This is a genomic window from Streptomyces caniferus (assembly GCF_009811555.1).
GTDB classification, from domain to species: Bacteria; Actinomycetota; Actinomycetes; order Streptomycetales; family Streptomycetaceae; genus Streptomyces; species Streptomyces caniferus.
The window spans coordinates 2777398-2789856 of the sequence record NZ_BLIN01000005.1; the positions used below are offsets into that span (position 1 = coordinate 2777398).

Sequence of the window (12459 nt, forward strand, 5' to 3'; positions counted from 1 at the left end):
TCTCTACGGAACGTCTGAGCGTGGTGTGGATGCACCGTTGACGAATGCCCAGGGGCCTGAGCCGACCGTTGTTCCCTGACCGGTCACCGCGTCGCGGCGGCCGGTGACGCGATCACCGAAGGGGAGGGCACCAGTCCGGCGAACGGCCGAGAGTCGCCAGGATCCGGTCCAGGGTGCCCGCGGCGTGATCCGCGGCCAGCCCCGGCCGGAAGGCGCTGCCGGGCGCCAGCCGGGAAGCATCGTCCGGGACGGCGCGGGCGATCGGCAGTGCGGCCTGCAGGAGTTCGGGGTCGGGCGCGTACGTGAGGCCCAGGGTGCGGGCGACGTCCCAGCTGTGCACCACGTAGTCGATGAGGTGGAAGCCGATCGCGCGGCCGGCGGGGAACGTCCGGGCGCGGCTGAATTCGGGAAGGGCGAACGCACGGTCGGGGCCCTCCACGGTCGCGAACGCGGCGATGACGTGGTCGGCCGCGGTGCGGTAGGACGCGACGGGGTCCGCATCGAGCGGTCCGACCGACCAGTGCGACAGGTCCTGCCCGTGCCCGAGCGCCGCCGCCGCGAACCCGTTGTGCTGGGCCGTCATATGGGCGAGCAGATCGGCCAGCGTCCAGGCCGAGCAGGGGGTCGGCCTGCGGAGGTCGCCGGGGGCCGTGCGGTCGATCAGGGCCACGCTGTCCCGGACCGCCCGGGCGTTGAGGCGTCGGAGCCGCACGAAGTCCGCGTGCGGTGCGGGCACACCCTCGATATTCATAGGCATGCGCTTACGATGTGCTTGAGCGTATGATTTGTCAACGGGTATTTTCGTGACCATGGCCGAGAACGCAGCCGACCGCGGCGCCACATCCGAGGGGCGGCCGACCCGTCCCGACCTGGCGGCGATGATCGTGCCGCTGGGGCGTGCGCTCGTGGCGGCCGAGCAGCCGATCCTCGACGCGCACGGTCTGACGATGTGGGCGTACTCGGTGCTGCTGCATCTCGACGAGACGCCGATCCGCACCCAAGCGGCGCTGGCCGAGGCCATCCGGGCGGACAAGACCCGCATCATCGCCGTCCTCGACGATCTGGAGTCCCGGGAGCTGATCCGCCGTCAGCCCGACCCCGAGGACCGGCGGGTCCGTCTGCTGTCGCTCACCGCCGAGGGCCGACGACTGCGGGACGCGGTGCAGACCGCGATCCAGCAGGGCGAGGAACGACTGCTCGCCCGGCTGCCGGCCGCCGACCGCGCCGGCTTCCTCAAGGGCCTGCAGGCGTTGTCCACACTGCCGGAACTGACGCGTGGACGAGGACCGTCGGCTTCCTGAGGTCCCCACCCGACCGGCTTCCCCATCCGGTCGACTCCCCCATCCAACCGACCCCTCCGACCGGCTTCCCCCTCTCGTCGGCTTCCGCATCCGACCGGCTTCCCCTGCGGTCGACTCCCCCATCCGAGCCCGGCACCGGCCGAAGCCGGGCATCATGAGCGGATGATCATTGCTGCCGCGCAATTCCTTCCCGTACCGGGCGACATCGAGGCCAATGCCGCGCGGATGGCCGCGCTCCTCACCGAGGCCGCCGAACGCGGCGCGGGCCTGGTGGTCTTCCCCGAACTCGCGCTGACGCACTACGACCTGGACCTGATAGCCGCCGATCCGACGGGCCTGACGGTCACGGATGATGACGCCCGGCTGGCCCCCGTACGCCAGGCGTGCCGGGCGGCGGGCATCGCGGCGGTGGTGAACGCGGCGGGTCGCGGCGCCGGGGCCCGGCCGACGATCTCCTCGTTCGTCTTCGGCCCGGACGGCGCCCTGCTCACCCGTTACGACAAGGTCCATCTGTTCGGGGCCGAAGGAGAGGGCGAGCGCGCGGTCTTCGCGCCGGGCACCGCCGACGGCCGCTTCACCCTGGGCGGGATCCGCTTCGCGCTCGCCACCTGCTTCGACAACAGCTTCCCCGAGGTGCCGGCGCGGGCCGTGGCGGACGGGTGCCGGGTGTACCTCGCCGCCTCCTTCCACGACTCGGCGCAGCGGGTGGCGCAGTACGGGCACCTGGCACGCGAGCACGGGCTGTACGTGCTGCTCGCCAACGGCACGGGGACCGGGCCCTCCGCTTCGGGGTGCGGCCTCAGCGGCGTCTGGCTGCCGTCCGGCGAGCGGGTGGCGGCGGCCGCCGAGTGGAGCGCGGCGGGGCCGGGGGACGGTGCGGAACTGGTGCTGGGCGATGTCCGCGACCGGATCACGCTGATGGGCGACCCGGCGGTGGCCGCGATCCCGGTCCAGGACTGCGACGAGCCGCTGCTGGACGTGCGGACCGCGGCGCCCGAGCTGCTGGTGGCCGAGCACCGCGAGGACGTGCGGGGCGCCTTCGCGCACCTGCGCGAAGGGGTGCTGCACAGGCTGCTGGCGGCGCAGAAGGCGCTGCCGGACGGGCTGCGGCTGCAGATCGTCGAGGGCTACCGGCCGCCGGGACTGCAGCGCCGCTACTTCGAGGAGTACGCGGACGAACTGCGCGCCTCGCACCCCGACTGGGAGGCCGGGCATATCCACCGGGCCGCCAGCCGCTATGTGTCGCCGCCCGAGATCGCACCGCACAGCGCCGGCGGCGCGGTGGATCTCACCCTCGTCACCGCGGAGGGCGAAGAAGTCGACATGGGGACACCGATCAATGCCTCCCCCGAGGAGAGCGACGGCGCCTGCTACACGGCGGCGCCAGACCTGTCCCCCGCCGCCCGCGCCCACCGCCGGGTGCTGAACTCCGCGCTGCACGCCGCCGGACTGGTCAACTACCCGACCGAGTGGTGGCACTGGTCCTATGGCGACCGCTACTGGGCCCTGGCGACCGGCGCGGACCACGCGCTGTATGGGCCGAGGGAGCTGAGGGAGCTGGACGGGCGGTGACGGCCGCCCGCCTGCCGGCCCGCCCCCGTGTCTAGAGCGGCAGGACGACCCGCATGACGAGTCCGCCGCCCTCGCGGGGCACGGCCGTGATCGAGCCGTCGTGCGCACGGACCACCGAGCGCACGATGGACAACCCCAGACCGACGCCCTTGTCACTGCCCGTGCGCTCGGTACGCAGCCGCCGGAACGGCTCGAAGAGGTTCTCCACCTCATACGCCGGAACCACCGGACCGGTATTGGCCACCACCAGCACCGCACACCCCGGCGCCGGCTCCGTGGACACCTCCACCCACCCCTCCTCCGGCACGTTGTAACGCACCGCGTTCTGCACCAGATTCAACGCGATCCGCTCCAGCAGCACCCCGTTGCCCTGCACCACCACCCGGGACCGGACCCCACGCAGCTCCACCCCCTTGGCCTGCGCCTCCTCCCGCGTCTGGTCCACCGCCTGCGACGCCACCTCCGACAAGTCCACCGGCTTCTTGTCGACCACCTTGTTCTCACTGCGCGCCAGCAGCAGCAGACCCTCCACCAACTGCTCACTGCGCTCATTCGTCGCCAACAGCGTCTTCCCCAGCTGCGCCAGCTCCGGCGACGCCCCCGGATCCGCCAGCTGCACCTCCAGCAACGTCCGGTTGATCGCCAACGGCGTCCGCAACTCATGCGACGCATTCGCCACGAACCGCCGCTGCGACTCGAACGCCCGGTCCAGCCGGTCCAGCATCTCGTCGAACGTGTCCGCAAGCTCCTTCAGCTCATCATCAGGACCCCCCAGCTCGATCCGACGATGCAGATCCGAACCCGCCACCCGCTGAGCCGTACGCGTAATACGCCCCAACGGCGACAACACCCGCCCCGCCATCGCATAACCAAAAGCGAACGCCACCACCGTCAGGCCCACCAGCGCGGTCAGGGAGCGGTTCAGGAAGGTGTGCAGCGCCAGTTCGCGCTGGTTGCGGATGCAGTGGGCGATCGCCGAGTTGATCTCGTCGGCCGTGCCCGCCGGCGGCAGGCCGGGGCAACTGAGGTTGCCCAGCCGGACGTTGCTGCCGAAGACCCTGAACTCCGGGGTGCCCTCCTTGAGGGTCTTGGCCGCCAGGATGTAGATGAGTGTCAGCAGCACGATCCCGGCCATCAGGAACATGCCGCCGTACAGCAGCGCGAGCCGTATCCGGATGGTCGGCCGCAGCCACGGCGCCGGACGGTGGTGCGGCGGGAAGGTCCCGGCGGGCGGCGCGGGTACGGCCACCGGCGCGGAGGGCGGCGACGAGGGTGCCACGGCGGTCAGCCCCGAGGCCCCGGTGACGCGGGCACGACGACCGAAACCGGGACGACGGGTAGGCGCACTGCTGGTCCTTCCTCAGATTCCGCAAGGCACACGACAGTTGCCCCACAGCACCCATCCTGCCCAAAGGACCCATAAACCGGCAGTAAGCAACGGATCACCCCGTCGCGCGCGCCGCCCCACCCCGGCCGCGCGCCCCCGTACCCGGCCGCCCGCAGTCGGCCTCGGCCCGGTGGCGGCCGTCAAAAGCAGCCGGGCCTCAGCCCTGCGGCAGCTCGGGCGCCAGCGCCTCCAGCTCCGCCCGGGTCGGGTAGGACGGCTGGGCGCCCGGCTTGGTGACGGCCGCGGCGCCCACCCGTACGGCGAAGCGCGCCGCCTCGGCCAGCGTGTCGCCGCGGGCCAGACGGGTGGCGAGGGCGCCCGTGAAGGCGTCGCCGGCACCAGTGGTGTCCACGGCCTTGACCCGTACGCCCGGCACGTCGGTGGCTCCCGAGGCGTCCAGGACCAGCGCGCCGTCGCCACCGAGGGTGACCACGACGGAGCGGGCGCCCCGTTCGCGCAGCGCCTGTGCCCAGGCGGCGGGCGTGCCGTCGGCGAGCCCGGAGAGCTGCCGCGCCTCGTGCTCGTTGACCACCAACGGGTCGGCCGCCGCGAGGAGTTCGGGGGCCAGCGCGGCCGCCTCGGGAGCCGGGGAGGGGTTGAGGACGACGCGGGTGCCGGCCTGTTCGGCGGCCGAGGCGGCGGCCCGTACGGATTCCATGGGGATCTCCAGCTGGAGGGAGACCACCGTGGCGGCGGCGATGGTGTCCTTCGCCGCCGCCACGTCCTGCGGGGTGAGGGCGGCGTTGGCGCCGGGCGAGACCACGATGCTGTTGTCGCCGTCCGGGTCGACGATGATCATTGCGGTGCCGGTGCGGGCCGCGTCGTCCACGATCACGGGGGTGACGTCGGTGCCCGCGTCGCGCTGGGCGTCCAGCAGCAGTTGGCCGTACGCGTCGCCGCCGACCCGCGCCAGCAGCGCGGTGCGCCCGCCGATCCGGGCCGCCGCGGCCGCCTGGTTGGCGCCCTTGCCGCCGGCCGATTCGACCAGGTCGGTGCCGGTCACGGTCTCGCCGGCGCCGGGCCGCCGTTCGACCCGTACCGTCAGATCCGCGTTGGCGGAGCCGACCACCAGGACGTCATACATGTGCCGCTCTCCCATATCTCTCATCTGTCGTTGCCCGGCGGCCCGCCGGGGCCGCCCTCTCAGCCGTCGAACTTCGCGGCGTTCTTCGCCGTCACCAATACCACCGGCACCCTGACCGACTGCGGCAGCTTCTCACCGCGGGAGGCCTTGAGCGCCCAGTCCACGGCCTGCTTGCCGAGGAGTTCCGGCTGCTGGGCGACGGTGGCGGTCAGGGTGCCGTGGTGGACCGCCTTGACGCCGTCCGGTGTGCCGTCGAACGCCACCACCTTCACGTCCTTGCCGGAGCGGCCGCCCAGCGCCTTGGACGCGCCCAGCGCCATCTCGTCGTTGGCGGCGAAGACCCCGCCGATGTCGCGGTGCGCCTGCAGCATGTTGGACATCACGTCCATGCCCTTGGTGCGGTCGAAGTCCGCGGGCTGCCGGGCGACGACCTGGATGCCGGGGTACTTCTTGATGCCTTCCTCGAAGCCCTGGCCGCGCTCGCGGGCGGCGGAGGTACCGGCCTGGCCCTCCAGGAAGGCCACCTTGCCCTTGCCGCCGAGCGATTCGGCCAGCGTCTTCGCGGCGAGCCGGCCGCCCGCGACATTGTCGGAGGCGATGGTCGAGCCGACCTTGCCGCCGTTGACACCGCGGTCGATGGAGATGACCGGCACCTTCGCCCGGTTGGCGACGCCGACGGCCGGGACCGCGGCGTCCGAGTCCACCGGATTGATGATGGCCGCCTTGACGTTCTGGCTGGTGAACGTCTCCATCTGGTTGATCTGCTGGGTCGGGTCGTTCTGGGCGTCGGTGATGTTGAGGTGCAGACCGCGGGCGTCCGCCTCGGCCTGGGCGCCCTTCTTGATGCCGACGAAGAACGGGTTGTTCATCGTCGACAGCGCCAGGCCCAGGTCGGTGTTGCCCCCGCGGTCGCAGCCGGCCAGGCCCAGGGCGACGGTCGCGGCCAGCCCGGCGGCCAGCGACGCCTTGATCCGGGTGCTGCGCCGGGCGTTCATCGCGCGCTCCGGCGGCGCAGCGTGTCCAGCAGCACGGCCAGCGCGATGACCAGTCCGGTGGCCACCTGCTGCCAGAACGCCGACACGCTCAGCAGGTTGAGGCCGTTGCGCAGGACGGCGAGGATCAGCGCGCCGATGAGGGTGCCGGAGGCCTTGCCGGAGCCGCCGGAGAGGCTGGCCCCGCCGATGACGACGGCGGCGATCGCGTCCAGCTCGTAGCCGGTGGCGGCCTGCGGCTGGGCGGAGGTGAGCCGGGCGGCGAGCACGATGCCGGCGACCGCGGCGAACAGCCCGGACAGCGCATAGATGACGAGCTTGCGGCGCTCGACGTGGATGCCGGAGAGCCGGGCCGCCTCCTCGTTGCCGCCGATCGCGAACATCGCCCGGCCGGAGTACGTACGGGCCAGGATCAGCGCGGCGATCAGCCCCATGGCGATCATGACGAGGACGGGCACCGGCAGCCAGCCGCCGAGGGTGTCACCGAGCGCCCCGACCGAGCCGGGGAAGGCGATCGGCGAACCGCCGGAGATGACCAGGGCCAGACCGCGGCCGACCGAGAGCATCGCCAGCGTGGCGATGAAGGCGGGCAGCTTGCCGTAGGCGACCAGCGCCCCGGAGACCAGACCGGCCGCCGCACCGGTCGCCAGGCCGAGCGGCAGCGCCACCCAGACGGGCAGGCCCCCGCCCGTGGCCGCCCAGGCGACGACGGTGGCGGAGAGCCCGGCGACCGAGCCGACGGACAGATCGATACCGGCCGAGACGATCACGAAGGTGACACCGAAGGCGAGGATCGCGGTGACCGACGCCTGGACGCCGACATTCAGCAGGTTCTGGCCGTTGAGGAAGTCCCTGGACAGCACCGCCATCACCACGACCAGGGCGATCAGTCCGCCGAGCGGGCCGTTCCTGAGCACCGCCCGGGAGAACCACGCTCCCGCGCCGTCCCGGTCCGGTGCCCGTCCCACCGCCTCGGCGGCGGCTCCCGTCTTCACCTCAGTGGACATCGGAGCCCTCCATCGCGCTCTTGTCGTTGTGCTTCGTGCTCGTGCCGTGCGGGGACTGGAGCGCCAGCTCCATCACGGCGTCCTGGGTGGCCTCTTCGGCCGACAGCTCTCCGGCCAGCCGGCCCTGCGACATCACCAGCACCCGGTCGCTCATGCCGAGGACCTCGGGCAGATCGCTGGAGATCATCAGCACCGCGCGGCCGGACGCGGTCAGTTCGTTGATGAGCTGGTAGATCTCGACCTTCGCTCCGACGTCGATACCGCGCGTCGGCTCGTCGAGGATCAGCAGCCGGGTGTCCGCCAGCAGCCACTTGCCGATGACGATCTTCTGCTGGTTGCCGCCGGACAGGGTGCGGGCGCTCTGTCCCAGCCCGCTCATCCGGACCTTCAACTGCCCGGCGACGGCGGCCGCTTCGCGCCGCTGCGCGCCCCGGTCCACCAGCCCGCCACGGGTGTCGCGGTCGAGGCGGGCGAGGGTGAGGTTGTCCTGGAGGGAGGCGTCCATGACCAGGCCCTGGCCCTTGCGGTCCTCCGGCACGAGGCCGAGGCCGGCGCGCATGGCGGCGCGGACATCGCCGCGGGCCAGCTCCGCGCCGTCGATCTCGACCGTACCGGCGTCGTAGCGGTCCACGCCGAAGATCGCCCGGACCACCTCGGTGCGGCCCGCGCCGACCAGCCCGGCGAGGCCCACGACCTCACCGGCCCGCACCTCGAAGTCGATGCCCTCGAAGACCGGCCCGGCCACCGTGCCGTTGCGGGTCAGACCGCGGACGCGCAGCAGGGGCGCGCCCGGTGCCTCGGGGCGCTGCCGCGGATACTGCTCGGCGATGTCCCGGCCCACCATGAGGCGGATCAGCTCGTCCTCGTCCGTCGAGGCCGGCACCTCCTCGACGGAGCGGCCGTCGCGCAGGACGGTGACCCGGTCGCCGAGCGCGCCGATCTCCTCCAGGTGGTGGGTGATGAAGATGATGCCGACGCCGGTGTCGCGCAGCTCGCGGACGATCCCGAAGAGGGTCTCGACCTCCTCGGAGGTCAGGACCGCGGTCGGCTCGTCCATGATCAGGACGCGCGCTTCCAGGCTGAGCGCCTTGGCGATCTCGACCATCTGGAGGCGGGCGATGCCCAGTTCGGCGACCGGGGTGTTCGGGGAGACGTCGAGCCGTACGCGCCGGAGCAGCTCGGCGGCCCGCGCCCGCATCGCCTTCCGGTCGACCAGGCCGAGCGCGGTGCGCGGCTGGCGGCCCAGGAAGATGTTCTCGGCGACGGTCAGCCCGGGGACGAGGTTGAACTCCTGGTAGATGGTGGCGATGCCGTGCCGTTCGGCGTCCTGTGCCGAACGGATGGTGACCTCGTCGCCGTCCACGAGGATGCGGCCCTCGTCGGGGCGGTGGGCGCCGGAGAGCATCTTGATGAGGGTGCTCTTGCCCGCGCCGTTCTCGCCCAGCAGGACGTGCACCTCGCCGGTGCGCAGGGTCAGGTCCACGCCGTCCAGCGCGCGCACGCCCGGGAACGACTTCGTCACCCCCTCCACGCGCAGCAGTTCGCGGCCGCCCGGTTCGTCGTCGTTGACGCCGGTCATGCGCTGCCCCTCTCTTCCTCGGATGGCTCTGGGTGGTGGTTCGGGTGGTGACTGACACGGGTGGCCCGCCCGGACGGGGGTGCCGGGCCCGGAGTGCCGGGCCGGGCCCGGGCGGGCCTGCTCAGGGGGCGGGTGCTTCGCCGCAGGAGCGGCGGGTGACCAGCCGGGCCGGCAGCAGCACCGAGTCGGCGGGCCGTCCCTCGATGCGCGCCAACAGGGTGTGGACGGCGGCCCGGCCCAGTTCGCGGGTGGGCTGGGCGATCGCGGTCAGCGGCGGATCGGTGTGGGTGAACCACGGCACGTCGTCGTAGACCACCAGCGCCACATCGCCGGGGACCCGCAGCCCGCGGGCGCGGAGTTCGTCCATCGCGCCCAGCGCCATCAGGTTGTCGGTGGCCAGCACCGCGTCCGGCGGCTCGGCGAGGTCGAGGAAGGCGCTCATCACCTGCCGGCCGCCGGTGTGCTGGAGATCGGGGGTGGCGCCGACCCGCTCGTCGGGCAGGGTCAGGCCGTACCCGGCCAGCGCCGTACGGAAGAGGCTGAGGCGCTCGTCGCCGGTGGGGGTGCCGGCCGGGGCGACGATGATCGCGGGACGGTGGCGGCCGTGGGCGGCGAGGTGGGCGGCGAGCTCGGTGAGCGCGGCGCGGCCGTCGGCACGTACGCAGGGGGCGTCGATGCCGGGCACGGTGCGGTCCAGCAGGACCAGCGGGGTGCCGGAGGCGACGACCTCGCGGAGCATCGCCGAACCGGTGCCGGCCGAGCTGACCAGGAGGCCGTCGATCCGGCGGTCGAGCAGGGTGCGGATGTAGTCGTCCTGCTGGGCGGGACGCTCGCCGGCGTTGCCGATGACCAGGCTGTAGCCGAGGCTGCGGGCCTCGTCCTCGACGGCGTCGGCCAGCTCGGTGAAGAAGGGGTTGGTGAGGTCGCTGATGATCAGGCCGAGCGCGCCGGTCCGTGCGGTGCGCAGCGCGCGGGCGACGTTGTTGGGGCGGTAGCCCAGCTCCTGTACGGCGGCGAGCACCCGCTCACGGGTCTCCGCGACCGGGCTGTGCCCGTTGAGAACACGGGAGACCGTGGCGACGGAGACCCCTGCCCGTTCTGCCACATCTTTGATGTTCGCCATGGCGCCGTTGCCATCCTGTCCGGGCGCACGCTCCCCGTGCGGGAGAGCGGATGCGCATGATCGACGTGTAATCGATTTCTTGAGCAATGCGTGGGGGCTACGAAATCGATTACACGGCGGGTGCGTCAAGATGCGGTACGAGTGGGCTGCGTCACATCGATGGGGTGAGGGAGGCGACGAGGCAGCGGGCGCGGGGTGGTGGGCGGCAGGCGGCAGGCGGCAGGCGGCAGGCGGCAGGCGGCAGGCGGCAGGCGGCAGGCGGCAGGCGGCAGGCGGCAGGCGGCAGGCAAGGGGAGTCGATCAGGCGGGGCCTCCCGTACGCGGGGCGCCTCGGCCGCTCCTCCCCCGCCGGTCGCCTTCCCTGGTCGTGCGGCCTTCGTGGGTGGGGGCGAGCAGCCGTCCCGGCGCCTCACACCCACGCCCACGCCCACGCCCACGCCCGCGAAAAACGGTCCGTCAGACGCGGAGGGCCGCACCCCGTTGAGGGATGCGGCCCTTGTGCGAAATCGCCAGTCGGCGGAAAGGGCGACAAGCCGAAGCGCCGATCGACCGAATCGCCAGTCGGTCATCGCCGGCTGCGCCTGCCTCAGGCGACGGTCAGCGTGACCTCGATGTTGCCGCGGGTCGCGCGGGAGTACGGGCACACCTGGTGCGCCTTCTCCACGAGGTCCTTGGCGGTGGCCGCGTCGACGTTGGGGATCGCGGCGGAGATCTCGACCGTGAGGCCGAAGCCGCCGTCCGCGGCCTTGCCGATGCCGACCTTGGCGGTCACCCGGGAGCCCGAGACATCGGCGTTCTCCCGGCGGGCGACGACGCCGAGCGCGCCCTGGAAGCAGGCGCTGTAGCCGGCCGCGAAGAGCTGCTCGGGGTTGGTGCCGGCGCCGCTGCCGCCCTGCTCCTTGGGCGGGTTGACGATCACGTCGAGCTTGCCGTCATCGCTGGCGACGCGGCCGTCACGGCCGTTCTCAGCGGTGGCGACGGCGGTGTAGACGACGTCGACGGTCTGGATGGACATACCAAATCCTCCTGTGGTTCGCCGCGACTCGCGCCCACGGATCGCGACGGCTTGCCGCTGAGCCTAACGGTCGTACGCAAGGCCCCTCGGGGAGGCACAGTGAGGCGTACGGCCCCCGGCCTGGCACACGTCCCGCCGGGGCCGGCACCCCACCGTCTCGGGGAGGGCATGCCACCCCGGCGGGGAAATCGCCAACCCGGACAGGGAGAACACCATCCCGGACGGGGAGGCACACCCTCCCGGACAGGGAGGAACGCCGCCCCGGACGGGAGAAGCGCCGCTCCCCCTGCGCCGCTCCCCGGCGGGGCGGCACCCCCTCAGCCAACGGAGCCATCACCAGCCCGCGGAACGGCCACCGCCCCACCGAGCCATCGTCAGTCCGCGAGGCTCACGATCATCTTGCCGGTGTTCTCACCGCGCAGCAGACCGAGGAAGGCCTCGACGCCGTTCTCGATGCCGGCCACCTTGGTCTCGCTGTACTTGAGCTCGCCGGAGCGGATCCAGGCGGAGACCTCCTCGACGAACTGCGGCTGCAGCGCGGCGTGGTCGCTGACCAGCAGGCCCTGCAGGCGCAGCCGCTTGCCGATCACCATCGCGAGGTTGCGCGGGGCGGGGCTCGGCTCCGTGGCGTTGTACATCGAGATCATGCCGCAGATGGCGGCACGGCCATGGACGTTGAGGGAGCTGATGGCGGCTTCGAGGTGGTCGCCGCCGACGTTGTCGAAGTAGACGTCGATGCCGTCCGGCGCGGCCTCCTTGAGCTGCTTGGCGACATCGCCGTTCTTGTAGTTGAAGGCGGCGTCGAAGCCGTACTCCTCGACCAGGAGCTTGACCTTGTCGTCGGAACCGGCCGAGCCGATGACGCGGGAGGCGCCCTTGAGCTTGGCGATCTGGCCGACCTCGCTGCCCACCGCGCCGGCCGCGCCGGACACGAAGACTGCGTCGCCCTCCTTGAAGGACGCGACCTCCAGCAGACCCGCGTATGCGGTCAGGCCCGGCATGCCCAGCACGCCGAGGTAGGCGGTGAGCGGAGCCAGCGACGGGTCCACCTTGGCGGCACGCTTGGCGTCCAGTACCGCGTACTCGCGCCAGCCGAGGCCGTGCAGGACGTGGTCACCGACGGCGAGGGAATCGTCGCGCGAGGCGATGACCTCACCGACCGCGCCGCCGTCCATCGGCTGGTCGAGCTGGAAGGGCGGGACGTACGACTTCACGTCGTTCATCCGGCCGCGCATGTACGGGTCGACGGAGAAGTGCTGCGTACGGACGAGGATCTGGCCCTCGCCGAGCTCGGGCACCGCGGCCTCGCGCAGCGCGAAGTCCTCCGGGGTGGGCCAGCCGTGGGGGCGGGCGACGAGGTGCCATTCGCGGCCGGTCGTGGGCAGTGCGGACATAAGCG

Annotated in this window: 9 protein-coding genes and 1 pseudogene; 2 read left to right on the top strand and 8 right to left on the bottom strand. The window is 72.3% G+C overall.

Annotated features, from left to right (window positions below):
• Positions 1 to 112: 112 nt before the first annotated feature.
• A complete protein-coding gene (locus tag Scani_RS28750; RefSeq protein ID WP_218039210.1) occupies positions 113 to 757 on the bottom strand; it encodes a TIGR03086 family metal-binding protein in 645 nt (214 codons plus the stop codon).
• A gap of 52 nt (positions 758 to 809) precedes the next feature.
• Here Scani_RS28750 and Scani_RS28755 point away from each other — a divergent pair, with 52 nt between their 5' ends.
• Both Scani_RS28755 and Scani_RS28760 read left to right on the top strand, forming a co-directional pair.
• Positions 810 to 1301: a MarR family winged helix-turn-helix transcriptional regulator gene (locus Scani_RS28755; protein ID WP_159480707.1), complete on the top strand. Its 492-nt coding sequence runs from the start codon at positions 810 to 812 to the stop codon at positions 1299 to 1301.
• Between the two features lie 162 nt (positions 1302 to 1463).
• Positions 1464 to 2873, top strand: a complete 1410-nt coding sequence (locus tag Scani_RS28760) for a nitrilase-related carbon-nitrogen hydrolase (protein ID WP_159480708.1) — start codon at positions 1464 to 1466, stop codon at positions 2871 to 2873.
• 31 nt (positions 2874 to 2904) lie between these two features.
• On the opposite strand, the gene Scani_RS28765 is transcribed toward Scani_RS28760, so the two are convergent.
• The 7 genes and pseudogenes from Scani_RS28765 to Scani_RS28800 all read right to left on the bottom strand — a co-directional run bounded on the left by Scani_RS28765 (position 2905) and on the right by Scani_RS28800 (position 12454).
• On the bottom strand, positions 2905 to 4152 hold the full coding sequence (locus Scani_RS28765; RefSeq protein WP_159480709.1) for a sensor histidine kinase: 1248 nt from the start codon (positions 4150 to 4152) through the stop codon (positions 2905 to 2907).
• 265 nt (positions 4153 to 4417) lie between these two features.
• Positions 4418 to 5344, bottom strand: coding sequence for a ribokinase (locus tag Scani_RS28770; protein ID WP_174872763.1), 927 nt, complete (start codon positions 5342 to 5344; stop codon positions 4418 to 4420).
• Between the two features lie 59 nt (positions 5345 to 5403).
• A pseudogene (locus Scani_RS41240) lies at positions 5404 to 7343 on the bottom strand (ABC transporter permease/substrate-binding protein).
• Entirely contained in the window at positions 7333 to 8922 is a 1590-nt protein-coding gene (locus tag Scani_RS28785; protein ID WP_159480713.1) for a sugar ABC transporter ATP-binding protein, read from the bottom strand. The pseudogene Scani_RS41240 and the gene Scani_RS28785 overlap by 11 nt, the downstream one beginning before the upstream one ends.
• A 121-nt stretch (positions 8923 to 9043) precedes the next feature.
• Positions 9044 to 10045, bottom strand: coding sequence for a LacI family DNA-binding transcriptional regulator (locus Scani_RS28790; RefSeq protein WP_159480714.1), 1002 nt, complete (start codon positions 10043 to 10045; stop codon positions 9044 to 9046).
• 586 nt (positions 10046 to 10631) lie between these two features.
• Positions 10632 to 11060, bottom strand: a complete 429-nt coding sequence (locus tag Scani_RS28795; protein WP_159480715.1) for an organic hydroperoxide resistance protein — start codon at positions 11058 to 11060, stop codon at positions 10632 to 10634.
• Positions 11061 to 11434: 374 nt separating this feature from the next.
• The gene (locus Scani_RS28800) at positions 11435 to 12454 is read right to left on the bottom strand and encodes an NADP-dependent oxidoreductase (protein ID WP_159480716.1); all 1020 of its coding nucleotides are present in this window, start codon (positions 12452 to 12454) and stop codon (positions 11435 to 11437) included.
• Between the last annotated feature and the right edge of the window lie 5 nt (positions 12455 to 12459).

Excerpts from the sequence above, each read along its gene's own strand:
- Scani_RS28790 (WP_159480714.1), bottom strand. The coding sequence starts at position 10,045 with ATGGCGAACATCAAAGATGTGGCAGAACGGGCAGGGGTCTCCGTCGCC.
- Scani_RS28800 (WP_159480716.1), bottom strand. The coding sequence starts at position 12,454 with ATGTCCGCACTGCCCACGACCGGCCGCGAATGGCACCTCGTCGCCCGC.
- Scani_RS28785 (WP_159480713.1), bottom strand. The coding sequence starts at position 8,922 with ATGACCGGCGTCAACGACGACGAACCGGGCGGCCGCGAACTGCTGCGC.
- Scani_RS28755 (WP_159480707.1), top strand. The coding sequence starts at position 810 with ATGGCCGAGAACGCAGCCGACCGCGGCGCCACATCCGAGGGGCGGCCG.
- Scani_RS28750 (WP_218039210.1), bottom strand. The coding sequence starts at position 757 with ATGCCTATGAATATCGAGGGTGTGCCCGCACCGCACGCGGACTTCGTG.
- Scani_RS28760 (WP_159480708.1), top strand. The coding sequence starts at position 1,464 with ATGATCATTGCTGCCGCGCAATTCCTTCCCGTACCGGGCGACATCGAG.
- Scani_RS28770 (WP_174872763.1), bottom strand. The coding sequence starts at position 5,344 with ATGTATGACGTCCTGGTGGTCGGCTCCGCCAACGCGGATCTGACGGTA.
- Scani_RS28795 (WP_159480715.1), bottom strand. The coding sequence starts at position 11,060 with ATGTCCATCCAGACCGTCGACGTCGTCTACACCGCCGTCGCCACCGCT.